General features: G+C 34.8%; 20 protein-coding genes and 1 riboswitch. Of the genes, 4 read left to right on the forward strand and 16 right to left on the reverse strand.

Features of this window, described 5'->3' with window-relative positions; all coding sequences use genetic code 11:
* Positions 1-7 precede the first annotated feature (7 nt).
* Positions 8-205 (forward strand): ATP synthase F0 subunit C, encoded by a 198-nt coding sequence (gene atpE, locus CBF31_RS06115; protein ID WP_126831503.1) that lies wholly within the window; start codon positions 8-10, stop codon positions 203-205.
* Between the two features lie 40 nt (positions 206-245).
* On the opposite strand, the gene CBF31_RS06120 is transcribed toward atpE, so the two are convergent.
* A complete protein-coding gene (locus tag CBF31_RS06120; protein WP_126831504.1) occupies positions 246-2,315 on the reverse strand; it encodes a KUP/HAK/KT family potassium transporter in 2,070 nt (689 codons plus the stop codon).
* Positions 2,316-2,869: 554 nt separating this feature from the next.
* Between CBF31_RS06120 and CBF31_RS06125 the strand changes: the two genes are divergently transcribed.
* The gene (locus tag CBF31_RS06125) at positions 2,870-5,512 is read left to right on the forward strand and encodes a YfhO family protein (protein WP_126831505.1); all 2,643 of its coding nucleotides are present in this window, start codon (positions 2,870-2,872) and stop codon (positions 5,510-5,512) included.
* A 60-nt stretch (positions 5,513-5,572) separates the two neighbouring features.
* On the opposite strand, the gene CBF31_RS06130 is transcribed toward CBF31_RS06125, so the two are convergent.
* The 15 genes from CBF31_RS06130 to CBF31_RS06200 all read right to left on the reverse strand — a co-directional run bounded on the left by CBF31_RS06130 (position 5,573) and on the right by CBF31_RS06200 (position 22,544).
* Positions 5,573-6,628 (reverse strand): WxLIP family cell surface protein, encoded by a 1,056-nt coding sequence (locus CBF31_RS06130; RefSeq protein WP_170167889.1) that lies wholly within the window; start codon positions 6,626-6,628, stop codon positions 5,573-5,575.
* Between the two features lie 38 nt (positions 6,629-6,666).
* Complete coding sequence (locus CBF31_RS06135; protein WP_126831507.1) at positions 6,667-7,467, reverse strand: WxL domain-containing protein; 801 nt, start codon at positions 7,465-7,467, stop codon at positions 6,667-6,669.
* Positions 7,468-7,800 carry an EF2685/EF0750 family sortase-dependent surface protein gene (locus CBF31_RS06140; RefSeq protein ID WP_126831508.1) on the reverse strand — a complete coding sequence of 111 codons (333 nt, stop codon included), beginning with the start codon at positions 7,798-7,800 and terminating at the stop codon, positions 7,468-7,470.
* Between the two features lie 13 nt (positions 7,801-7,813).
* Positions 7,814-10,582: an InlB B-repeat-containing protein gene (locus tag CBF31_RS06145; RefSeq protein WP_126831509.1), complete on the reverse strand. Its 2,769-nt coding sequence runs from the start codon at positions 10,580-10,582 to the stop codon at positions 7,814-7,816.
* A 201-nt stretch (positions 10,583-10,783) separates the two neighbouring features.
* A complete protein-coding gene (locus CBF31_RS06150; RefSeq protein WP_126831510.1) occupies positions 10,784-12,214 on the reverse strand; it encodes an amino acid permease in 1,431 nt (476 codons plus the stop codon).
* A 101-nt stretch (positions 12,215-12,315) separates the two neighbouring features.
* Positions 12,316-12,488: riboswitch (Lysine riboswitch) on the reverse strand.
* Between the two features lie 76 nt (positions 12,489-12,564).
* Positions 12,565-13,242 (reverse strand): beta/alpha barrel domain-containing protein, encoded by a 678-nt coding sequence (locus CBF31_RS06155; protein WP_126831511.1) that lies wholly within the window; start codon positions 13,240-13,242, stop codon positions 12,565-12,567.
* Between the two features lie 134 nt (positions 13,243-13,376).
* A complete protein-coding gene (locus CBF31_RS06160) occupies positions 13,377-14,837 on the reverse strand; it encodes a catalase (protein ID WP_126831512.1) in 1,461 nt (486 codons plus the stop codon).
* Between the two features lie 162 nt (positions 14,838-14,999).
* The gene (locus tag CBF31_RS06165) at positions 15,000-18,188 is read right to left on the reverse strand and encodes an AAA family ATPase (protein ID WP_126831513.1); all 3,189 of its coding nucleotides are present in this window, start codon (positions 18,186-18,188) and stop codon (positions 15,000-15,002) included.
* Positions 18,188-19,354: an exonuclease SbcCD subunit D gene (locus tag CBF31_RS06170; RefSeq protein WP_126831514.1), complete on the reverse strand. Its 1,167-nt coding sequence runs from the start codon at positions 19,352-19,354 to the stop codon at positions 18,188-18,190. The genes CBF31_RS06165 and CBF31_RS06170 overlap by 1 nt, the downstream gene beginning before the upstream one ends.
* A gap of 135 nt (positions 19,355-19,489) precedes the next feature.
* Complete coding sequence (locus CBF31_RS06175; protein WP_126831515.1) at positions 19,490-19,804, reverse strand: DUF1292 domain-containing protein; 315 nt, start codon at positions 19,802-19,804, stop codon at positions 19,490-19,492.
* 31 nt (positions 19,805-19,835) lie between these two features.
* Positions 19,836-20,258, reverse strand: a complete 423-nt coding sequence (gene ruvX / locus CBF31_RS06180) for a Holliday junction resolvase RuvX (RefSeq protein ID WP_126831516.1) — start codon at positions 20,256-20,258, stop codon at positions 19,836-19,838.
* Complete coding sequence (locus CBF31_RS06185) at positions 20,258-20,527, reverse strand: IreB family regulatory phosphoprotein (RefSeq protein WP_126831517.1); 270 nt, start codon at positions 20,525-20,527, stop codon at positions 20,258-20,260. Before CBF31_RS06185 ends, ruvX begins: the two co-directional genes overlap by 1 nt.
* Before the next feature lie 123 nt (positions 20,528-20,650).
* Entirely contained in the window at positions 20,651-21,637 is a 987-nt protein-coding gene (locus CBF31_RS06190; RefSeq protein ID WP_126831518.1) for a peptidylprolyl isomerase, read from the reverse strand.
* A 135-nt stretch (positions 21,638-21,772) separates the two neighbouring features.
* On the reverse strand, positions 21,773-22,117 hold the full coding sequence (locus CBF31_RS06195) for a YtxH domain-containing protein (protein WP_126831519.1): 345 nt from the start codon (positions 22,115-22,117) through the stop codon (positions 21,773-21,775).
* A gap of 1 nt (position 22,118) precedes the next feature.
* Positions 22,119-22,544 carry an HIT family protein gene (locus CBF31_RS06200; RefSeq protein WP_126831520.1) on the reverse strand — a complete coding sequence of 142 codons (426 nt, stop codon included), beginning with the start codon at positions 22,542-22,544 and terminating at the stop codon, positions 22,119-22,121.
* A gap of 125 nt (positions 22,545-22,669) precedes the next feature.
* Here CBF31_RS06200 and CBF31_RS06205 point away from each other — a divergent pair, with 125 nt between their 5' ends.
* Both CBF31_RS06205 and CBF31_RS06210 read left to right on the forward strand, forming a co-directional pair.
* Positions 22,670-23,407, forward strand: a complete 738-nt coding sequence (locus CBF31_RS06205) for an ABC transporter ATP-binding protein (RefSeq protein ID WP_126831521.1) — start codon at positions 22,670-22,672, stop codon at positions 23,405-23,407.
* Positions 23,407-24,627, forward strand: coding sequence for an ABC transporter permease (locus CBF31_RS06210; RefSeq protein ID WP_126831522.1), 1,221 nt, complete (start codon positions 23,407-23,409; stop codon positions 24,625-24,627). The genes CBF31_RS06205 and CBF31_RS06210 overlap by 1 nt, the downstream gene beginning before the upstream one ends.
* Positions 24,628-24,684: the final 57 nt, after the last annotated feature.

Genomic DNA, 24,684 nt, shown 5'->3' on the forward strand with positions numbered 1-24,684 from the left:
CTTGCAAATGGGCTCAGGGATTGCTGCAGGTTTAGCTGCTTTAGGTGCTGCGATAGGCGATGGCTTAATTGTTTCAGCTGCGATGAATAATATAGCCAGACAACCAGCTAGAGAAAGTGCAATAAAAGGGATGATGTTTATCGGTATTGGTTTAACAGAATCACTTGCTATTATCGCTATTGTTATTTCATTTATGCTTATGTAAACAAAAAAAAAGAACTTCCTTATCAAAGGAAGTTCTTTTTTTATACTTCAGTTAATTCGTCATCGTCTTCATCGTCTTCAGATGAAAAGTCATCAACTTGAACTTGATTCAGTTGGTCGCACTGTAAGTGTTGGTTGTAACTTGGAATATTTAACGGCACACTTTCGTTAATAACATCGCTAAATTGTAACCCAAACCATCGGGCAGGTGACGTTGTGATTGATTTAATCCCTAATTTTGCTTGCATAATCATACGTTCAAAGTTAGTTAAATCAGATTTACGAGATAATTCTTCTTTAATAAGAACAAAACAGAAATCGCCTACTTCACGACCTGGATAGATTGTATATTTTTGAGGCTGTTTTGGTAATTTCCCTTGTTCCATTAAATCATGAACAATACGTCTTAGGTATAGATTCACATCTTGGTTCACTCGGAAACCTAAACGTAATTGAATATTTACAATATGATCTGTTCCCATCATGTCTACATGATATTCTTTCGTAAATGGTTCATCGGTAACGAACACATTTACAAACCAGTACACTTTTGCTCTCTTAGGTTTTTTATCTAAGATTGAGTAAATAATCTCACGACCGATTTTGTGTCCTTTGAGGTTATTTGTTAAAAATACTACGTTCGTTTGATAAAGTTGAATACTTTCATCATGACTTAAATCACTTAATTGTTGCGTGTAATCGCAAAGTGAAACACGTTCGTTGTGTCGCTCTTGAATCATCGAACCTTTTTCCCAGATAACCATAACTAATAAAATCGCAAGCGCAATAAATACTGCTACGAATCCACCGTGGAAAAACTTAGTCGCGCTTGAAATAAAGAAGATTGTCTCAATTGCTCCAAAGAATAAGAAAATAGCGAATGACATGATTTTTGGTATTTTATTGCGTTGTAATAAATAGAATAACAATAATACTGTTGTCATCAACATGGTAACAGTGATCGCTAAGCCATATGCTGCTTCCATTTTAGCTGATGTTTTAAATAATAAAACAATCATAATACACGTTACGAATAAAATAGTATTTACAACTGGAATATATAACTGTCCTTTATGGTTAGACGGATAAATAATTCTGAAACGTGGTAATAATTTTAATTTAACTGCTTCTGACACCAATGTGTATGAACCTGAAATCAAGGCTTGTGATGCGATTACTGCTGCTAAAGTAGCAAAAATAACACCAAAAACTGATAAGCTAGCTGGCATCATACGGAAGAATGGATTTAACATGTCCACACTTTGATAATACGTACTGTCTTTAATAGATAAAATCCAAGCTGCTTGTCCAAAATAATTACACAGCAAGCAAATTTTAATATATGGCCAGCTGCCTAAAATATTTTTACGGCCTACATGTCCCATATCTGAATAAAGAGCTTCTGCCCCTGTAGTTGCAAGAAAAACACTTCCTAAGATAAACAAACCGGCTTTATTTTCTGGGCTAAATAGTAACTCAATCGCATAGTATGGGTTAAGTGCTCTTAACACGGACATATTACCTAAGAAGTTATAAACACCAACTCCACCGATAAATGTGAACCAACCTAACATCACCGGTCCAAATGCTTTCCCTACTTTTTCCGTTCCAAAACGTTGAATCATAAATAATACACAGATAATAGCAATCGTAATAACTATAATAACATTTTGATTATTTCCAAAAACGTTATAAAACGACGGTATACCTCTCAACCCTTCAATAGCTGTGGTAATTGTAACAGCTGGTGTTAACACACCATCTGCAAGCAGGGCCGCCCCTCCTATCATCGCAGGAATAATCAGGTAACGACTACATTTTCTAACCAGTGTATATAATGAAAAAATCCCACCTTCGCCGTGGTTATCGGCTTTGAGTGCTATCATCACATACTTAACAGTGGTCAGTAGGGTAAGCGTCCAAACAATCAACGAAACCGCTCCAATAATAAAATCCTCTGACACTTTAGCTAAACCACCATTGCCTTCGATTATGGCCTTCATTACATATAGTGGACTTGTTCCAATATCCCCATACACAACCCCCATCGCCACCAAGGCACCACCAATTTTGAATTTGTCTAATTGATGGTTTTGTTTTTCTTTTTTCATTGTTTTCCTCCTGAGGACCAAATTACTGCCATAAAAATGGACTTGCATATTGAGTTTGCACCCAATACACAAGTCTCGCTATTTCATCTTAGACCAGCACGCCTACACGTACTAACTGTTGATCTAAAAACACATCAATTTCGTTCTTTTGAAACAACGCCTAACCATTGATATGTCAGCTACTCCCCTATGTTTTTTTACATTATTAAATTACTGATGTAGCTCATTATATTCCTTTAAAACTAAAAGTCAATCACGATTTTTTAAGTTTTTTTGACAAACACCTTACTGGCCATATTTTTATATAAAACACAATAAATTAACCTTGATAAGACAGTGTTTTAATCTCTTTTCATCTCTTTCTTGTAAAAAAAAGAATTAGATTTTTATTTTTTCATCAAAAAATAACATTAAAATATAAATTAAACTATCTTTGAAATTAAAACGCTCTCTCAATAGAAGAACCCTTGTATTTACTTCTAATCATGATAAAATTAGCTATACTTATATTTGTAATAAGGGAAGTTTTTTAATAACACTAGGAGATAATATATATGACTGAAATTAAAACAAAAAAAATATTTTATAAAAATAAAATGACACTTTATCCATTAGCCGCTTTTTTAATACCGATTGCAGTGATGGCAGGTGTTTACGCCACTCAAGGGATCTATTGGGGCAGTGATCGCAGTTTACTTGCTAGTGATGCTTTTGCTCAATTTTCAAACTTCCATGCTAGTTTCAATAATGTGTTGCATGGAAAACAGAGTATTTTTTATACATGGAACTCATCGCTAGGCCTAAACTACTACGCCTTGATTTCATACTACCTTAGCGGGATTTTTACCCCTCTCGTTTTCTTTTTCAAAAATGAGGCAATTCCTGATGCCTTATACTTTTTAACTCTACTTAAAATAGGTCTAGCCGGTCTTTCATTTTGGTATTTTGCCAAACATACTTACCGCTTCAATCCTGTCTTAAAAGTCGCTTTTTCAAATTGCTATGCTCTAATGTCCTTCATTACCGCTCAATCGGAATTAATCATGTGGTTAGATGCCTTTATCTACTTACCACTTATCTTTTTAGGTATTCATAAGATTATGGAGGGTAAAAATCCAACCCTACTATTTGTTTCTTATTTCTTATTATTTGTTTCTAATTTCTACTTTGGGTTTATGGTCGGCCTTTTATCATTTCTATATTTCTGGGCAAGAGCCTCTACTAACTGGAAAACCTATAAGAAAAGTATCCCTCGTTATCTGATAACTTCTTTTTTAGCCGGGATTGCTTCAATGGTTATGATTTTACCGACTGTTCTAGATATTAGATCGAATGGTGAAAAACTAAATAAAATTGCTTGGGTCAAAACTGAAGCCACTGCTTTTTGGGATTTAATCGCAAAAAATATGGTCGGGTCTTATGACGGCACTAAGTATGGCTCTATTCCTTTTATTTATATTGGGTTGGTTCCACTTATTCTATGTCTTTTCTACTTCTTTACCAAGAAAGTTCCACGTCGAAATAAATTGGCTTACGGGTCTATCATGATTTTTATTATTATTAGCTTTTATTTTAATCCTCTGAATTTATTCTGGCATGGTCTTCATGCACCCAATATGTTCTTGTTCCGCTTTGCATTTACCTTCTCCTTTATGGTTATTGTCTTAGCTGGCTATGGACTAGAACATTTAACAAAAGCGGATAGCCATCTCTATAATCGGATTATCATTGGTTTAATGACTCTTGTATTAGTTTTCTACTTTACAAAAGGACCAACTGCCTATACTTATATTACGATTTATCAATTGGTTGCAACACTGCTATTTTTAGGTATCTATCTTATCACGTTCTATTTTTTCTTTAAGAGTTCACGAAAACATTCAAATGTACGACGTCAACATCTTATAATGGCTATTCTTGCTCTTGCTATGCTCAGTGAAGCTGTTGCAAATACAAGCTGGATGATAGAAGGGATTCGTAAAGATTGGAACTACGCTTCAAGAGTACTTTACAGTGGGCCTTATTCGGATATTAATTCGCTTGTGAAACAAACTAAAAAAGTGGAAGAAGATTCGTTTTACCGTATGGAATCTATGGAACCTGTCACTGCAAACGATGGTATCAACTATGGATATAGTGGTGTCAGTACCTTTACATCTATTCGAAATAGAAATACCAATTCATTTTTAAATGAATTAGGCTATCGCTCTCGTGGTACTAACCAAAATATTCGTTACGACAATAACACGTTAGTTATGGATTCGTTATTAGGAATTCGTTATAACATCAGCAAGAATAAAACCTTGAAGTTTGGATTTAAAGAATTCGATAAAAATAACACTTTAAAAATGTACCAAAATGATTATGCTAATTCACTAGGCATGATGGCCCCTCGTTCTCTTTATAAATATAAACCAAAAGAGAATGCCTTTTTAGATAATCAAGCCTCTTTACTAAGTACCCTATCTGGAAACAAGCTTAATTTATTCACTCACAGCTTCCCAGAAGTCGTATCTACAACTAATACTAAAATAGAAGAGAAAGATAATATAACAAGCTTTAAAGAATTAGAGTTTAATAAAGCAAAAGATATTACTTACAAATTGACCGTACCAGCTAATAAACAAGCTTATCTTAGTTTACAACCTACAAACTTTGCTGACTTGAAATCTGGAACTGCTGAAATTACGGTTGGTACTCATAAACAAAAAACTCGTATGAGCGCTACTGGACAATATTATGATTTAGGTTTCTATGATGAAGCAAAAACAATCGAATTTACTGTTAGTTTCTTTGGAACAGCTAATTTAGATGTCTTCACACCAAAAGTCATTTTCCTAAATAACAAAGAGTATGCCGACGCATTCAATAAAATGAAACCTAGCCAAGTACCATTTCAAGTTAAAGGTCGAAAAGCTAAAGCTACTGTCAACGTTCCAGAAGGCCGCGAAGTTCTGTTTACAACTATCCCATACGACAAAGGTTGGAAAGCCTATGTCGACGGTAAGAAAACAAAAATAAAACCTTTAGATAAAGCTTTTATTACACTCGACTTAAAACCAGGACAACATGAGATTGAATTTGTATTCCTACCATATGGCTTTATCATGGGTGTCATTTGCTTCATTGCTAGTGTTGGTCTTTTCGTTCTTTATCTTTATTGGATAAAAATAAGTACTAAAAAAACACGCCACTAACAAAATAAAGAGACCTTAGATTAAAAATCTAAGGTCTCTTTTCTTCTACATTAATACATGCTACTCATCATTCGTTAAGGTCATTTCTAACCTCATCTTCTTTTTCATCTTGCGAATATAAAGCCAAACCGCAACCCCAATTAATACCAACACACCTATTGCCGCCAAGATGTACTTCATCGTATTATCTTCTTTATCAGGGATATGAACTGCAGATTCATTCTTTTTAGCGGCTTCTTCTTTTGAAATTGAAAATTTTTGATTAAACTGATACTCTTTTCCATCAGCGTTAACTGCCAATTTAGCTTCATAATCACCCGGTCTGATTTCAGTATCGTGAAGATCGAAACCAAAATCAAAGGCTGAATGAGGTGCCATTTGAAGTTTTTGTAAATTATGTGTGTAACGTTTTTCTTCAGTCTTAGTCTCATAAATCTCACCATCTACACTCATGTTTCTTATAATAGTCGGTGTATTATTTTCTATTCTGGCTTCTATAAAGGGATGGTAATTTCTTAACGCTGGTTCAACTGTTGATAAAGACAACTCATTTTCTATCACTTTTTCATCTTCTTGGATAATTATAGGGATACTATAAGAAAAAGTATTCGTTACCATCTTTTTATTTTCTTTGGTTTCCACTCTTTTTTCTTTGAAATGAAGTCCGCCTAACACCTCACCGTTTAACTCTTTCTTCGGTGTTTCAACCATCAAAGAAACTGTTTTAGTTTCTTTGGGTGCTAACTTAATTTCTTCAGCCTTACGACTAATCATTTTTTCAAAATCGGCCTCGTCATCTATTTTTAATTTTGACCCCTTATTTAATGAGGTATCATATAAAATTAGGCCTGAATTAGCCGTCACCGCTCTATCGGTGGACATTAAAATTGTTAGATCTTTATCGCTATAATTTTTAATTTCTGTTTTAAGTTCTTCCTTTTGGCCGGGATTCAAATATAACTTGAAGTAGCCACTTTCACCTACAGTTTTATCTTGAGTACTTGGGTAAATTGGACTTACACCAAAGTTACTACCATTCTCACTAGTTGCTTCAACTAAGGACAAAGTATTCAAGAACATAATACTCAACACTATAACTATTATATTCTTTTTCAAAGGCAACGTTCCTTTCTACATACAACATTATCTCGTCATTAAATACCTGGAACTAATTCCCAGTTAATTGTAGCATTGTAATCTGCTACTGATACTGACGCATTCTTTGGTAAGTTAAATGTCACGCCATCTGTAACATTGTAAGTTGCTTTAGCTGTATCTGGATTATCATCTGTTTGTTTTATTAGCGTAGAACCTAGAGCTAATGAATAAGTTCCCATCCCCTGAGATACCACTTTAGATTCATCTGCTGTTGCTATTTTTTGAGGATTGCTATTTAATTTCAAGCCACCTTCTTCTAATTTTTTAGCTGCGATTTCTTCTACTACCGGTGTTTCTGTTACTGGGTTAGCATAATTAACATTACTAAAAATTAATTCAGCACCTTTTAGCTTAACATCCTTTTTACTCTCTGTTTTTCCTTCAAATTCAGTTGCTGACACTCTTAAGTTCCATCCGCCTTCACGATCTGTTCGAGTATCTAATGTTGAAACAAATGGTACTACTTCTTCTTTTGTTCCATCTTTCACATCGTTATAAGTTACTAAATCTGCTACTGAATTAGCTGTGACACCATTTACCGTTTTTTTATGAACACCAAAATCAAAATCTGACACGTATTGAATCATTAAATCGCCTTTATTTGGGTTTACTGGTTTTTCTGGTGTAACTGGTTTATCCGGATTTCCTGGATCTACAATTTCAGGATCCCCTTCAATAAACTTCACTTTACCATTTGAATTCGCATGAGTACTATCTGGATACTCAGCTGCACCTGCTGTTAAACCTAATACCATCGATGACACCAATACTGTCCCTAATATAATATTCTTTTTCATTTAAATCTTCTCCTTTTTCAAATGTTTTTTTCCTAATATATAACAACAAACGACGAGGACTATACTTCCTAAAAATACATATGTTGTATTTTTGACATCGTTCGTTTTAGGCAATCGTTGACTTTTGTTCCCTTTACTTTCATTTTCTATAGATGGTTCATGATAACTACTGCCATCATAAGAAGTTGGTTTATCTTTATCATTCGACTCAATAATTGATATACTAGCATTTCCTCTAGCCCTATCTGCACCATCATATTCTTGAGCAAGTGAGATAGTGTTCGCCGAAAAAGATAAAACGACTAGGGTTAACCCCATTATTATTTTTTTCATATACTCACTCCTCTTAGATTTCTGGTACTAATGTCCATTCAATTACTGAGTGGTAATCCGTATTCGCTTTGATAGTATTTCTAGGGATACTTAAAACAGCTCCCGTAGATTTATTTTTTGAATTTAAACTGCCAAATGCCAATGACCACGAGCCATTACTTGTTTCATTCGAACTTTTCGTAATCAATTGTGAATCAGAAGTGGATAAGTTAATAGAGTTTCCCTCTATCGATGGTGTTTTAGATATCTCTTTGGCATAATTCAAATCCTTAAGAATAAGTTCTGCACCCATCATTTCATGTCCTGTCTGACTTACAAAGGAGGTAGCTTTAGAATACAACGACCATGAACCTTTATTTTTAGGACGATCATCTATAATCGAAATGAAGGAGGGAACTTCTTTCTTTTCATTTTGATCAGTTAGTACACTATCACCGTCAGATAACTCTTGTGAGGCTAAACTACTATTTTTAACTTTGCCGAAATCAAAATCTGATACGTACTGAATCCTTAATTCTTTTGACGTATTATTTTGAGGTTTCTCCTTGTCACCTTCAACCGGTGTAACGGGTGTCTTTCCGTCTTTAGGATCAAGAATTTTACTTCTCCATTTCGCGTAGAGTGTTATATCCTCTGTTATGGGTTGATCAAAATCAAACTCCTCAATAAACTCATTAGTTTTATACCAACCTTTAAATTCCTTAGCAGGATAAGTTGGATCTGTTGGTTTAGTAGATTTCTTACCTTCTTCTACACTTTGAGAATCGACCTTACTTCCACCATTCGTGTCAAATTGAACTTTATATTTTTGTATACGCCATTTTGCATAAACGACAGTATCTTTAGTAATTGGCTTAGTAAAATCAAATACTGTTTCAAACTTGCTATCTGCATACCAACCCTCAAATCCTTTATCACCATAAGTTGGGGGAACAGGTTCCGTTGACGTTTTACCATGTTGAACTGTCTGACTTTCTATTTTATCCCCACCATTTGTTTCAAATCGAACCGTATATTTTTTATCGCTCCACTTCGCGTATACCGTGGTATCTTTTGTAATACCTTGATTAAAATTAAATGGTGTTTTTAGTCCGCTATCTGCATACCAACCCTCAAAATTCTTACCTGTATAGGTTGGATTTGATGGTTTTCTGGATGTTTTACCATGTTCAACTGTCTGACTTCCTACATTAGTTCCGCCATTTGTTTCAAATTTAACATTGTATTTTTTAGGGCTCCACTTGGCATATACTGTTGTATTTTTAGTAATGCCTTGATTAAAATTAAACCGTGTTTTTAGTCCACTATCTGCATACCAACCCTCAAAATTCTTACCTGTATAGGTTGGATTTGATGGTTTTCTGGATGTTTTACCATGTTCAACTGTCTGACTTCCTACATTAGTTCCACCATTTGTTTCAAATTTAACATTGTATTTTTTAGGACTCCACTTGGCATACACTGTTGTATTTTTAGTGATACCTTGATTGAAATTAAACGGTGTTTTTAATCCGCTATCTGCATACCAACCTTCAAAATTTTTACCTGTGTATGTTGGATTTGATGGTTTCCTTGACCTGTTACCATGTTCAATCGTTTGATTGGCTATCTTACTTCCTCCATTAGTTTGAAACTGTACCGTATATCGCTTAGGTTTTGGGGTGTAAAAAAAGACGATTCCTTGTTTTTTAGCAAACAAATTTCCTGACCAATATTCAGCAGATGAGGAATGATCTGGTAGACCATCAACATAAAATTCAAATGAATCGTAATTATACCCAGAAAAATTAAGTTTAGATACTCTGATTGGATCATGCATAAATCCCTTACGCCCGAAATCACGAACGCCTTGTATAACTTTACCAGTCGTTTTATCAACATGAACTGTTTTCACTACCTGCGGATGATGAACGCCATAATTAACCAAGTATACTGGTTGTCCTTGTTTATTATTAATGCCATTTAAGGCGGGAGTATTATACCTAACAGTTGATTTTACAGAAATTTCAGATGCCTCATTCGGTTGAAAATTTATATTCTCCTTATTGAATAAGTACATGTTAATCATACGTCTATTTATATTATTTACGGGTGTCACTTCATACTCAGCCTCTCCTTGGCTATTACCCAAAGGTGCTGGTTTTTTTCGACTTAGATCATAGTAACCTTTATTTATTCCTTTATTAAATTTAAGATTCCATTGAGGATTTGAGATTGATGTAGCGTTCGCTACATGAATTCCGTGTCTCTTAATAGCAATAATGGGTACTGTATCCCTCACCTCATCAACATATGTAATTGTTGAAACATTAATCTCCCATCTAGTCCCAGAAATTTTTTTAGGAAAAAAATTATTATCAGCAACACTAGTAATCCTTACTGGAGTGTTATTTTGCCAGTTATTCCAGTTAAAGTAACCACTTGACGTAAAAGACGCCCTACTTGCTAGTGCATTTATAACTTGATTATTATCAAGTGATTTTGTCTTTACCAAATACTCTTGAATCTCTTCAACACTAATAAAGTCGTCAAGAACGGGTAACAATAACTCATATTCGTTATCAGTTAATTGAATTGATTTATCATTTATTAAAACTTCATAGTAGATTGGTTCATTCGATAAATCTCTACTTAAAAGGTCTATGTTTTTCTCTTCTGATGGTTTGTTATCAATTTCATCACCATTAACCACCTCACTAAAAGACATGTTTACAGTAACAGAGAAAAGTACGATTAAGAACTTAATCCAAAGAATAAACCTTCGCTTATTTTTTCCCCTCATCCTCTCTTTACCTCCCTTCCTTTAACTAAATTATAATTAATATAAACTAGTAGTATAACTAAAATGATACACTATGACACACTTTTATTCAACATCATAACGTTTTTTGTTCTTTTTTTACTAATTAACGTACATTTGTTTATTAAATAAAAAATAAGCTATAAAATCCGACAAATACGGATATTATAGCTTATTTAATCTTTATTTTAATTTAATTTCTTCTAATGGAATTAATTTCGTTTTATGTTTTACTTTGTAATAAACATATAAAACTAAAACTAATGGAATACTCATATACGTTACTAAAATTGCTTTCAAATCAAAGTCTTTGAAGGCTTGAATATCTTGTCCTACGATAACTAAGACACATAGGATAACAGCTAAGATTGGACCGAATGGGAACCATCTTGCTTTATATTTCAATTCTGAAAGGTCATGATTTTGCGCTTTGAAAGCACGTCTGAATCTAAAGTGACTAATCGCTATCCCTAACCATGCGATAAATCCTGTTAAACCTGATGCAGCTAACAGTAAATTATAGAACCCATCTCCAAAGATTGAACTTAGGAAGGCTAAAGCTCCTACTAATGTTGTTAAAATAACAGCATTGATTGGTACACCACGTTTATTTACTTTGCCGAATACTTTAGGGGCTTGACCACTATGAGCCATAGAATGCAACATTCTTGATGACGCATATAAGCCTGAATTCCCCGCTGATAAAACAGCCGTAAGAATAACAGCATTTAAAACACTGGCTGCTGTAGCAAGTCCTGCACGTTCAAACACAAGCGTAAATGGACTTGTTGACACATCACTAACATCGCCACCCAATAAGTTTGGTGATGTATAAGGTATTAACATTGCAATAATAAAGATTGAAACGATATAGAATAAAATAATACGCCAGAATACTTGTTTAATTGCTTTAGGAATTGATTCTTCTGGATTAGCAGACTCTCCTGCTGTAATCCCAATTAATTCAGTTCCTTGGAAAGAAAATCCTGCAACAACGAACACACCTAGTAAAGCTGGGATACCACCTACAAACGGCGCTTCACCTACTGTAAAGTTTTCGAATCCAACTGGACCTTGTCCACCCATAATTCCAAAAATAGTTAATAGTCCCACTACAATAAAGACTAAAACAGTAATCACTTTTATCATAGATAACCAATATTCTGATTCTCCAAAGGATTTACCTGATGTGGCATTAATTGTAAAAATAACAGCTAAGAAAAAGACACTAAACATCCAACTCGGAACATCTGGTAACCAGTATTCCATAATAATAGCTGCTGTATTAATTTCTACTGCTAATGTAATGGCCCAATTAAACCAATAGTTCCAACCTAGTGCAAAACCAAAAGCTGGATCTACAAATTTTGTGGCATATGTACTAAATGAACCAGATACTGGCATATAGGTTGCCATCTCACCAAGTGAAGTCATTAAGAAGAATACCATCGCTCCCATTAAAGCATAGGCAACTAGCGCTCCTCCTGGTCCTGCTTGTGATATTGCTGATCCACTAGCTAAGAATAAGCCTGTACCGATTGATCCGCCGATGGCGATCATGGACAGGTGACGTGTTTCTAAACTTCTTTTCATTTCATTGTTTTCTTGTGACATAACTTCTCCTACATTCTTCGTTATTATCAAATAAATAAACCACTCCTTATGTCGATACTATCGGACATAAAGAGTGGCATATAATTATATAATTCACACTTTTATCTGATAGCGCCCCACACAATCGTGACAGTCATACACTTGTTCAATGTATGCCCAGATAAAAACCTTAACGACAGATTTTCTCTTCGGCAACAGTCCTTTTTTTGTAGTGTTAACAGACTCGTTAATCCTCGACTACAATACTTGTGAATGTTGCTCCTCTATCTCTCTAAAGAGTTATATTTAATTATTTAACGATTTTAATTATACCTCATTCATTTCACGAACTCAAGTGGTATAGGTCTTTTCTACTTTTTTTGCTCTTCTTCACGATATTTTTCCATTTTACGGCTAAATAACTCACCATTAGACGGCGGCGTAAAGGTGATAGCATTCGCCCCTGCCTCAATTGTTTCTTTTATACTTTCCTCAGTCGGACCACCTGTTGCTATAATTGGTAAGCCTGGATATTTTTTTCTAAAATAATGAACTGTATTCGCTGTATCTTTCCCTGCACTAATATTAATCATCTTAATGCCGGCTAAAAGTTTGTCATCAATTTGTGTATGAATAGATGTTACCGTACTGACAACTGGAATATCAACTACATTCGTTACCATCTCAACTGTTTCAACAGGTGTTGGCGCATTTAAAACTACGCCAATTGAACCTTGGGACTCTGCAAACATACTCATATAAGCTGAGCGTTCACCTTGCGTTAGTCCTCCCCCTACACCAGAAAAAACAGGAATGTCAGCTGACTCAATAATACTTTTAGTAATAGCTGGGTGTGGTGTAAACGGGTAAACCGCAATTACTGCATCTGCGTCGGTATTACGAATAATCGCAATATCTGTTGTGAAAATAATCGATCTTATTTTTTTACCAAAAATAAGAATACCACTTGCTTCTTGAATCACTTTAGGAACTTTTACAATATCTTGACGTAATGCTGTTGTTATTTCAGGCACGTACTTTTCTGTCATAAAATCATTCCTTTCGGTCAATATATTATCACTTGTAGCTCATCTCTATTTTAAACAACTTCCATAGAAAAAGCACTTAATTATCATTTTGAATAAAAAAAGACAGTACTTTTTCAAGTTCTGTCCTTTAGTAATTAGTCTTTTATTTTTTCTATATCGATTCCTAACCCTTTAGCAATTCGTTCGCCATAGCTTGGGTCAGCTTTGTAAAAATGTTCCAACTGACAAATTTTAATTGCCTCTTGAGTCACACCTGACATATTCGCGATGATATTATCTACTAAATTTTGTTGCTCTTCAGCTGGTAGTAGGCGGTATAAATCACCTGGTTGACTGTAAAAATCATCATCATATGAATAGTTACCAATCTGCCCAGTAACATCATGTCCAACTTGCTTAGCCGCAGGTTCTTCTTTCGGTCCATTGAAACTATTTGGTTCATAATAAACACTTGATCCACCATTAGCGTCTGAACGCATTGCACCATCTCGTTGATAGGTATTTGCTCCTGATTTAGGACTATTAATTGGTAGAATAGCACTATTTGTCCCTACACGGTGACGATGGGCGTCACCATACCCAAATAAACGACCTTGTAATAGTTTATCCGGTGAAGCTTGGATACCTGGTACAAAATTACCTGGTGAAAATGTTGCTTGTTCAACTTCCGCAAAATAATTTTCAGGATTACGGTTCAGAACCATTTGTCCAACCTCAATTAGCGGATAATCTTTTTGAGATACTGTACGTGTCACATCAAAGATATTGGTCTTATAATTTAGTCCCTCTTCAAAAGGAATAACCTGAACTGACAGCGTCCATGATGGGAAATCACCTGCTTCAATAGCATTGTATAGGTCTTGTCCATGACAATCAGGATTTTCACCTGCTAATTTTTCAGCTAATTCAGCCCCTAAATTTTTTATCCCTTGATTTGTTCTGAAATGATACTTAATCCAAAATTGCTCATTATTCTCGTTCGTCCACATATAAGTGTGGCTACCATAACCGTGCATATTACGGAAAGTTGCAGGAATACCACGGTCACTCATTAACACTGTTACTTGGTGAAGCGACTCAGGAGAAAGTGACCAAAAATCCCAAACAGCATCCGCATTTTTGCGATGTGTTTTAGGGTCACGCTTTTGTGTATGTATAAAATCAGGAAATTTTATAGCATCTCGAATGAAGAAAACAGGCGTATTATTCCCCACCATGTCAAAATTACCTTCGTCTGTATAAAATTTTAAAGCAAAGCCACGAGGATCTCTTAATGTATCAGATGAACCAGCTTCACCCGCTACTGTTGAAAAACGAGCAAACATGGGTGTTTCTTTGCCTACTTCTGATAAGAAATCAGCTTTTGTATACATAGACACATCATGGGTTACCTTGAAATATCCATGCGCTCCAAAACCTTTCGCATGAACAACACGTTCGGGTACACGTTCACGATTAAAATGAGCTAATTTTTCTAACAAATGAACATCTTGTATTAAAACAGGGCCTAAATCTCCAGCCGATAATGAATTTTGATTATCTCCTACAGGTGCACCTTGAGCAGTTGTCAACGTCTTACCTTTTTCTTCTAACATATCTTTGCCCTCCTAGATTATAATTATTATAATTTAAGAGCTAAGTATACCCATTAATTTTAATTAAAGCGAACGATATGCTTATAATAATTATTAAATAACACTAATTCTAAATAAAAAAAGAATCCTAACGAGAGCACAAAACTCTCATCAGGAAACCTATTAAGCTAATTTAGTTGTTACACGACTACGGCCGTTTCCTTCTTTTTGGATAAGAAGCTGTTGTGGTATACGCGTTTTCATTTCAGTTACGTGAGAGATTACACCAACCATTCGTCCTGTATTTCCAATTTCTTCTAATGCTGTCATCGATTTTTCTAAAGTTTCCTGGTCAAGTGACCCAAATCCTTCATCAATAAATAACGCATCGATTTTAACCCCACCAGACTTAGCTTGAACGACTTCTGCTAGTGACAACGCAATTGACAATGCAGCAATAAAACTCTCCCCACCTGACAAGGTATCCGTTGAACGCGCTTCATTAGTATCTTGATCAAAGACATCAATCTCTAAACCAGTACGGTTAGCAAAACTCGCTTTTTCTCGTTTCAATTGGAACTGGTAACGCCCATTTGTCAGTTGACCAATGTAATGGTCATTTGCATAGTGTAGTACTTCCATTAGGAACGATTGTAGGACATAACGTTCTAACGTCAGGTTCAATTTATTTTTCCCCGTCACAGCTAATACCAATTCATCTAATTCCTGATACTCTTCTGCTTTAGTAGCGTATTGTTTCATTAAAGTATTCAGTCTCTCTTGGTTCCCTTTTAGCGTTGACACCGCTGTTTCTAAGTTCGATGTCTCTTTAAGCAACTGTTCAACTTGTGCATCTACTTCTGCTTTTTGTGCTGTCAATACTTCTAAATCAATGGATTCACGGTTAACTTTCGCTTTTTCCAACACCTCTATTCGAGACAATGTTTCATCGTATTCTGTTTGATATTTAGTAATACGAGATGAACATTCTGTCAACGCCCCTCGCTTAAGCGCTTGAATCAATTCTAATAGCTGCTCACGATTTAATTTAAACTTGTTTTGTTGAAGCTGTTCTTCTAGCGTATTAGCATCCGATTCAATTACAAGTTCGCACTCCTTATACTGTATATCTAACGATGTTAATTCACCTGAAATATTCGCCAACTCTGTTAATACCGCTTGTTTTTTTACCTTTAACTCTTCAACTGATTGATTATAGTTGTCAATAAACGTCACAAGTTCTTTTTCTCTTGATTCAATCACTTCTAAGCTCTGTAGTGATGGGTATTCTTTTGTAAGCGTGGTTAACTTAGTTGAAAGCTCTTCTTGTTTTTCATCAATACCTTTCTTCTCGCCTTTCAGTGTTGACAGGTCTGTTGATACTTTCGAAATACTAAGCGTCAACTCATCTAAACGCTTGGAAATAGTTGTATGCTCTAGTCTATCTTTTTCTAAGTTCATTCTCACTGTCTCGAAGATTGCTTTTACTTTTTCAGCATTTGCTTGTTCTGGTAATATGTCTTCTTTAAACTGACTATTCCATACCTCTTTGAACTGTTCATAACGTTGATTTAATTTAGTTATGTTCTGTGCATACATTTCTGATAGTTCTTCTAATTGTGCTATTTTTTCTGATGTTTTTGTTTCCAATAACGTTAGTTCTGTCGCTTTCTTTCCAGCGTCATCTTGAGCAATTTCAAGTTCTAAAAAGGCTTGTTTCAAGTCTGCATCCGACAACTCCGTAACCTTTTTATCTAAATTAGGATGTTCAGTTGCACCACATACTAAACAAGCTTCTCCTTCATGTAATTCATGGCGAAGTTGCGCTATCATCAACTCTTGGCGCTTAGATTGTCTTTCTTTTAATAGTTGGTTAGCTTTATCTTGACGAATGCCGGCTTGCTCTTTATCTGATTTAAGTAAGTTTATTTCACTTTCTAATGCCTTACTCTCATCGTCAACTTGAGCTAATTGGACTAACAACTGGTTGACCTCATGCCATTTTAATTCCTGTTCTTTCAGTACAACAAGTTTTTCTTGGCATCCTTCTAAGTTTAGTTGCTTGTCTTTTAACTCTTTTTCTTCATCGTGATAGTGAGTTAAACTTGCTTCCAACTTCCCTATAGCATCTTTAACTTCTGCAGACTTTTGAGTTGTATTCGTTACGTCATTCGTTAATTCTACTTTCTGAAGAGCTGCAGGTTTTAATTTCATTTTTAACTCTTCTAATTCTTTTTCCCAGTTGCTTTTAGTTATCTCTTGAGTTGCAAGTTCTTTTTCTTGGGTTGTTAATAATCCATTTTTTTCTTGCAACTGTCCTTCAACCACTCGTTTTTCAGATACAGCTTTTTTGATTTTTTCTAATCGAACACCATTCTCTTCTATTCGCTGAACAGTTTCTTGCATGCCTTGTGCAAAAGTAAGCTGTTCTAATTTTTCACGTTCTGATTCGATAACAGGTTGTTCCGTCTTCAATCGTGTTAACTTATCTTTCAACTGACATAATTCTTCTTCTTGAGCTTTTATTAACTCTGCCTGTTGGTAACGTTCTGATAAAGTGACTTGTCTTTTTTTTACTTCTGTAAACCTTGTACGAGACTGATCTAACTGAATTTCAGTTTCTTTTATCTTCTCATCCAAAAGATTAATTTGTTCAAGTTGCGTACGGCATTCTTCTAACTTACTTGCATAGTCTTCACCCCATGCAATATTATCTAATAGACCTGTCAGTTTCTTTTCAACATTTTCGCGTTCTTTTTTTGAATGACTTTGACGCTCTTTCAACTGGTTTGTAAATGTGGCATATAGTTCGGTCCCAAATAAATTACGTAAAATTTCTTCTTTACTGTCGCTTTTAGCCGACAAGAATTTTCTGAAATCATTTTGTGGTAACAAAATAATTTGTCTGAATTGTTCTGGTGTCAACCCAAGTAACTCGTTGATGACACGGTTAACTTCTGTTTTTTTACTATATCCTTCACCAATCTCCGTACCAGTACTACTATCTAATTCACTAAAACTGACCTCGCCTTTACTTTCAACCAATTTATCACTGTTCTTTTTACGCGTCTCCAACCATTGTTTTGGTTTACGCATCACTCGGTAAATTTTACCATTGTGCTCAAATGTAAAACTCACACTTGTTTCTTCTTTACCTGTTGCAAAGTCACTACGCATGGCTTCCGGTTCACGGCTACTTGTCCCTGTGCCAAATAATGCATAAGTCATGCCATCAAAAATGGTTGTCTTTCCTGCACCTGTATCTCCACTAATTAAGAAAAGAGAACTGTCACCCTCAGTAAAAGTAGTAAAATCAATTACCGCATCACGGTGTGGTCCAAAATAATTCATTTCTAATTTTAAAGGTCTCATTACTTTTCCTCCCCTTTTCTAATATCAGTGAATACCTCTTCCACCCATTTCATTTGACGAGCTGTTAACCCTTCTTCTCTCATTGTTTCTTGATAAAAACTCTCAATCAATTCTGTTTCATTCATAACGGTGCGCTCTTTTAATGCGTCAACTGACCAATTTCCTTCTACAGATTCTAAATGATACTGTAACTCTAAAATATCACCATAAATTGAGTTTAAGACTTGGCGAACATTTTTTTCAGTTGGACGAGTTGTCAACTTAATACTGAAAAAGGCTGTCCCTTTCTCTGGTTGCTTTTCATAAAATTCTGGAGCTATCAATTCTTCATAGGTCCCTTTTAATACTATTAAATCTTTGTGTGGTGGAATCTCAATAAATCGAGTTGGCTCTTCCTTATTATCTAGATCTACAATGTAAACCCCTTTTTTATTTTTGGCTTCTTTTGTATTAAATTTAATTGGTGACCCGCTGTAACGAATCATTTCATCCGGGCTTGCTTGCCATAAATGAAGATGCCCTAATGCCACATAGTCAAAATTCTCAAACAACTGTCCACTCACTGCTCGTAAACCACCAACTGTAGAGGTTGTTTCACTTGTCAATTCATACTCTTGATTTTTTTGACCAATCACATGGAAATGAGTTACTAATATCTGTTTCTTAGCTGGATTAAATAATTTCTCCATATCTTCGACTATGCGTGCCATAGCTTCATTGATAGAACGCATCTCTACGCTGTCTTTATCACCATAATAAATACGAGCATCAATTGGATCAAAAAAAGGTAATAAGAAAATCTGAGTATCTTCAGTTTCAATTGGTGTAAAGGCTTCTGATAGTTTAGTATGCAGATACAATTCATTTTTAGCTAACCAACTGTTACCGAAATTCAAACGGTTGGCACCATCATGATTTCCACTAATTGCATATATAGGAAATTCCTCATCTATATTAAGTGTCATTAGCATCTCATCGAAGGCCTTCACTGCAGCAACCGAAGGGATCGCACTATCATATAAATCTCCCGCAATAATAATCCCGTCAACCGCTTCTTCTTTGGCAATCTCTACTATTTTTTTGAAAGCATGATACTGCTCATCAAGCAAATCAAACCCATTTATTTTTTTACCAATGTGCCAATCAGCTGTATGTAAAAATTTCATTTGTTGTCACTCCTATTCTCCTTATTTTTAAACTCATTTAAGGATTTTCTTGTCTATTATTATAACATATGCTCGACTTTCATTTGCCATAGAAAAAGACCTCAAGTCAGTAGACTTGAGGTCTTACAAATAAGCTTAAGCTTGTTCTTCTTCTTCAGCAAATGCGTTGAATACTTCTTCAATCATATCCCACTCTGCATCTGTTTCGATATTTTTAAGTTCGCCTTCAGTACCATCTTCACCTTCGATGTATTGGTAAGCTAATAACTCAACATCTACTTGCTCGTCGTCTTCTTCTACACCAGCAGGGAATAATAATACATATTGTTTGTTAGCAAATTCATCTTCGCCATCAATTGTAAGCAAGATTTCGAATAACGCTTCATTTCCTTCGTCATCTACTAATGTAATAAAATCATGTTCATGATCATGTGTGTGTTCTTCTGTCATGTTAATAGCCTCTTTTCATATAGTTAAAATTTTAATTAGACTGTTTATCTAAATAATTTTGTAAAATCATTACTGCTGCTACTTTATCAATCACTTTTTTACGTTTACCTCGTGAAACATTGCCTTGCTCTACTAGCATACGCTCTGCTTCAACTGTCGTCAAACGCTCATCTTGATAAGTAACTGGCAACTGACACAATTCTTCAATTGCTTTTCCGTATGCCATTGAGGCTTCTGCTCTAGGTCCAATCGAGTTATTCATATTTTTAGGCAAGCCAACTACCAAGTGTTTCACTTGGTATTCTTTTGCTAATTCTTGAACACGCTCATAACCAAAATTGCCTTCAGCTTCATTAATTCTAATAATTTCAATTCCTTGTGCTGTCCAACCTAGTGGGTCACTAATTGCAACACCAACTGTTTTTGAACCAACATCTAATCCCATTGCTCTCATTATTTAACGTCTAACCCACTATTAGTTAAGTAATTACGAACTAATTCTTCCATAATCTCATCACGTTCATGGCGACGAATTAAATTACGTGCATCCTTATAACGCGGAATGTACGCTGGATCTCCTGATAATAAGTACCCCACAATTTGATTAATTGGGTTGTAACCTTTTTCTTCTAATGCTTGATAGACCGTTTTAAGAGTTGCACCTACGGTTTGTTTTGCGAATTCATCCACATTGAATTGGACTGTTTCATCTGTAAAAGACATTCATCTCCACCTCTTTCCTCTAGTATTCATATTCATTTTACAAGATATTTGTTAAAACCTCAAACAATATCATTCATTCTTAAAAAAACAAGCCGAAACTAAGTTTCAGCTTGTCTCCACTAACTATTTCTTGTCGTCTTTTTTCTCTTCTTTTTTGTCATCTTTTTTGTCTGACTTTTTGTCATCAGCTTTTTTATCTGTTTTAACTGGTTTTTCTGGTTCAGTGATAAAGCTTGCGATAATACCATCTAAGCTCTTATCTTTCATTTTAACATTTGCTTTTTTCATTTCTTCGCCAATAACTTTTTGAACAAATGTTGCATCTGCTAATTTAGCATCTGTAGCGATTTGTTTTAATTCTTTTTTGAAAGGCTTCATATCATTGCCTTTTTCTTTGTTTTTAACCATTTTCACAACGTAATATGTTGTAATTGGACCTTGTTGACCCATTTGTTGAGCACTTAATACTTCTGAAACTTCGCCATCTTTTAATTTGTAGATATCTTCTTTAATTTCATTCGGTACAGCCATGCTGCTTGAATCAAATTTTACAACACCTTTATCTTTGCTTGAAATATCTTCTGATTTTTCACGAGCGATTTTACCAAAGTCTTTTCCGCCTTTAATATCTTTTAAGGCTTCTTTAGCTTTTTCTTCATCACTTGTTCCAAATAATTGAACTTCAACTTCTGGATGGAATGTTTTCCAAGTTTCTTTTAAGTCTTTATCTGTTAATTTAACATGTGACTCTTGCATTTTTTTGAAAGCTAAGTTTTGAGCAATCGCTTCTTTATATGTTGCTTCAGTAAAGCCTGATGCTTGTAACTGTTGTAGGAAAGAATCTCCTAAATTCTTTTTCTGTTCGTCAAACATATCTTGAACTTCTTTTTTGTTTACTTTATCGCCATATGCATTTTCAGCAAGTTTAAAGACAATCGCATTTTGTAATTTACCTTGTACTTGTTGATCTGTTTTAATTTCATCGAAGAACTCTTCTAACGTGATTTTGTCGCCTTTCATAGTGACTAATTCTTTCCCACCCGAGCAAGCTGCTAATGTGAAAGCCGCACACATACCAACTAAAGCTAACGCTATTTTTTTACTTTTCATTAAGTTACACTTCCATTCATATTTTATATTAATTATTTGAAATAATTCCTAAATAACTATACCATACTAGCTTCAAGAAACAAACCTATCTATTATTTCTTATTTGTAATTTCAAGAAAAAATCTAAAAAACTTCTTATTTGACATTAGTTTTTTTATCTACAGTATTTTGAATTTTTTCAACTTGTTTTGTTATTTCTTTTATTCTTGGCTCTGCCTGAAATTTAAAGTCCTCAACTGTTTCTGTCATATCCTCAGTAAAAGTAGGAATAACTTCAGCTGCCGTTTTCTTAAGTGTGACTAACGACTCGTTGAAACGTTTGATACTTTTAGTTAAATCTGTTGTCGTAGTTGTAGCATCCTCTACGCTATCAATCACACCTTGACGTGTCTCTTTTCCTTTTTTAGGAGCAAATAATAAGCCTAATCCGCCACCAACAACTGATCCCACTACTAACCCTTTTGCAAACTTCTTAAACATACTAGTTCACCTTCTTTGCAATCGCTTCTGCAATAGCTGTCATCTCTTCAGGGGTTCTTGTATTTTCAACATTGCCAAATGACAAACTAAATTGATCTTCTTTAGAATATCTTGGAATCAAGTGGATATGCGAGTGAAAGACCGTTTGATAAGCTAATTCCTTATTATTATTGACCATATTTAAACCTTCCATCTCTGGAAAAGCTCTCTCTAAGGCTTTAGCTATTTTAGGCAAGCGAGCGAATACTTGTGCTGCGTCTTCATCATTATAATCAAATAAATCTTTTAAATGTTTTTTAGGAATAACTAAGGTATGTCCTTTTGTCACTTGGGTAATATCTAAAAAGGCGTAAACATGCTCATCTTCATATACTTTATAACTTGGAATATCTCCCTCTATAATCTTACAAAAAATACAGTTTTCCATCTTAAATCTCCTTTACCGCTTTTGTTCTAATCATACGCTAAAAAAGTCCGGATTGTCAAAGCTTACTCACCAGCTTAAATCACCTTATGTTATAATAAATCTAATAAATTATCGGAGGAATAATCATGAGTTTACAACTAGAAAAAATTACAGGTGGTTATGGCCATATTCCTGTTCTAAAAGATGTATCATTTGATGTTAAAAACGGTGAAATGGTTGGGTTAATTGGTTTAAATGGTGCAGGAAAAAGTACTACTATCAAATCAATCATCGGTTTATTGACACCGACAAAAGGTCGTATCTCTATCGACGATGAAACAATTCAGACCAATCCTGAAACTTACCGCAAAAAATTAGGTTATATCCCTGAAACACCTGTCTTGTATGATGAGTTAACATTAAGAGAGCATATTGAAATCACAGCTATGGCTTATGACATTCCTGTAGAAGTAGCAATGGACCGTGCTGACAGTCTTCTTAAAACATTTAGACTCGATTCACGTCTAGACTGGTTCCCAGCTCACTTCTCAAAAGGAATGAAGCAAAAAGTAATGGTTCTTTGTGCCTTTTTAATTGAACCAAGTCTTTACATTATTGATGAACCCTTCTTAGGTTTAGACCCACTTGCGATTCACGCTTTATTAGAATTAATGGCTGATATGAAAAAACAAGGGGCTGCTATTTTAATGTCCACCCACATTCTAGCTACCGCTGAAAGATACTGTGATCGTTTTGTTGTTTTACATGAAGGTAAAGTTCGTGCTCAAGGAACAATCGAAGAATTACGTGCTGAGTTTAACCTTCCTGATTCTTCATTAGATGATATCTATCTTGCTCTAACACAAGAAGAAGGAGCGAACTAATGAGAGAGTTTTATCGTGACCGTTTAAGCAAACACCAAACTAAATTAATGCGTTATTTAAAATATGTTTTTAATGATCACATTGTATTAGTTTCTACCTTTTTAATTGGTGGTTTTGGCTTTTACTATGCTGATTTTGTCAAAACACTCAGTCCCAACTTTTTTATTGGTAAACCTTTTGTTATCTTAATTTGGTTTTTAGTCTTACTGTCTGGAAAATTTGCAACACTTATAAAGGAAGCTGATCAATTATTTTTATTACCTAAGGAAAAGCAACTTCATGACTACCTAAAACAAGCATTTAAGCATTCTTTAGTGCTTCCATTTACTAGTCTTCTCCTTACTACAGGGGTTTTAATGCCTTTGTTAATTGCAGTTAACCGTTCAACCGTAGTTGATTTTATTCTATATTGTCTTATTCTTTGGTTGCTTAAAACAAGTCATATGATGCGTTTGCTGCAACATGCGTTTCAAATTGATGTTAGCCAACTCAAGCGTAGTTTGATCATCTGGGGCTTTGTAAGTCTCTCAGCATTAACTATGACACTCTACGTGTCTCCACTAGTTGGGCTTGCCCTAGCTTTAGTTCTTACAGCTTACGATCAACTGGTTGAAAAGAAGAAATTACACACTGCTTCCCTTCATTGGCAACGTTTAGTCGAGCTAGAACAACAACGAATGAAGACTATCTATCAATTTATCAATTTATTCACAGACGTTCCAGGAATGACAGGTAAAGTTAAACGTCGACGGATATTCGACCCCATTTTGAAACGAATTGCTAGAACTCACACTAATACCTATCGTTATTTATATGCTCGCAGCTTTATCCGTGGTGCAGAATACAGTGGGCTTGTTTTCAGACTCACTGTTGTGGCCGTTTTAATTATTGCGTCATTAAAAGAGTGGCCTCTCATATTAGGTATTTCTCTATTATCACTATTTTTAATTGGTTTTCAACTTATACCGTTATTTAACCAATTTAATTATATGACAATGACACAGCTCTACCCCCTTACTCCACAGATGAAAAATCAAGATTTTAAAAATCTGGTTACAAAAATTCTGAGTATTGTAACTGTTATCATTGGAATAACTCTCATAATTTTTTATCCAGATAAAAAATTAGTTGGACTCATTATTCTGGCTCTGATTGTTGAAATACTAGTCTTTCACTTTATTTATTTACCTAAACGACTGCAAAAAATGACACGATTCTAAGTCATTCTTTCACCCTTTAGTCACTATCTATTGACTACATCAGCCTCACGTTTTAAA

It is taken from the genome of Vagococcus fessus (genome assembly GCF_003987565.1).
GTDB lineage: Bacteria > Bacillota > Bacilli > Lactobacillales > Vagococcaceae > Vagococcus_D > Vagococcus_D fessus.

Bases quoted from the DNA above. Each gene is read 5' to 3' on its own strand.
- atpE (WP_126831503.1), top strand. From the start codon at position 8: ATGGGCTCAGGGATTGCTGCAGGTTTAGCTGCTTTAGGTGCTGCGATA.
- CBF31_RS06120 (WP_126831504.1), bottom strand. From the start codon at position 2,315: ATGAAAAAAGAAAAACAAAACCATCAATTAGACAAATTCAAAATTGGT.
- CBF31_RS06125 (WP_126831505.1), top strand. From the start codon at position 2,870: ATGACTGAAATTAAAACAAAAAAAATATTTTATAAAAATAAAATGACA.
- CBF31_RS06135 (WP_126831507.1), bottom strand. From the start codon at position 7,467: ATGAAAAAGAATATTATATTAGGGACAGTATTGGTGTCATCGATGGTA.
- CBF31_RS06140 (WP_126831508.1), bottom strand. From the start codon at position 7,800: ATGAAAAAAATAATAATGGGGTTAACCCTAGTCGTTTTATCTTTTTCG.
- CBF31_RS06145 (WP_126831509.1), bottom strand. From the start codon at position 10,582: ATGAGGGGAAAAAATAAGCGAAGGTTTATTCTTTGGATTAAGTTCTTA.
- CBF31_RS06150 (WP_126831510.1), bottom strand. From the start codon at position 12,214: ATGTCACAAGAAAACAATGAAATGAAAAGAAGTTTAGAAACACGTCAC.
- CBF31_RS06155 (WP_126831511.1), bottom strand. From the start codon at position 13,242: ATGACAGAAAAGTACGTGCCTGAAATAACAACAGCATTACGTCAAGAT.
- CBF31_RS06160 (WP_126831512.1), bottom strand. From the start codon at position 14,837: ATGTTAGAAGAAAAAGGTAAGACGTTGACAACTGCTCAAGGTGCACCT.
- CBF31_RS06165 (WP_126831513.1), bottom strand. From the start codon at position 18,188: ATGAGACCTTTAAAATTAGAAATGAATTATTTTGGACCACACCGTGAT.
- CBF31_RS06170 (WP_126831514.1), bottom strand. From the start codon at position 19,354: ATGAAATTTTTACATACAGCTGATTGGCACATTGGTAAAAAAATAAAT.
- CBF31_RS06175 (WP_126831515.1), bottom strand. From the start codon at position 19,804: ATGACAGAAGAACACACACATGATCATGAACATGATTTTATTACATTA.
- ruvX (WP_126831516.1), bottom strand. From the start codon at position 20,258: ATGAGAGCAATGGGATTAGATGTTGGTTCAAAAACAGTTGGTGTTGCA.
- CBF31_RS06185 (WP_126831517.1), bottom strand. From the start codon at position 20,527: ATGTCTTTTACAGATGAAACAGTCCAATTCAATGTGGATGAATTCGCA.
- CBF31_RS06190 (WP_126831518.1), bottom strand. From the start codon at position 21,637: ATGAAAAGTAAAAAAATAGCGTTAGCTTTAGTTGGTATGTGTGCGGCT.
- CBF31_RS06195 (WP_126831519.1), bottom strand. From the start codon at position 22,117: ATGTTTAAGAAGTTTGCAAAAGGGTTAGTAGTGGGATCAGTTGTTGGT.
- CBF31_RS06200 (WP_126831520.1), bottom strand. From the start codon at position 22,544: ATGGAAAACTGTATTTTTTGTAAGATTATAGAGGGAGATATTCCAAGT.
- CBF31_RS06205 (WP_126831521.1), top strand. From the start codon at position 22,670: ATGAGTTTACAACTAGAAAAAATTACAGGTGGTTATGGCCATATTCCT.
- CBF31_RS06210 (WP_126831522.1), top strand. From the start codon at position 23,407: ATGAGAGAGTTTTATCGTGACCGTTTAAGCAAACACCAAACTAAATTA.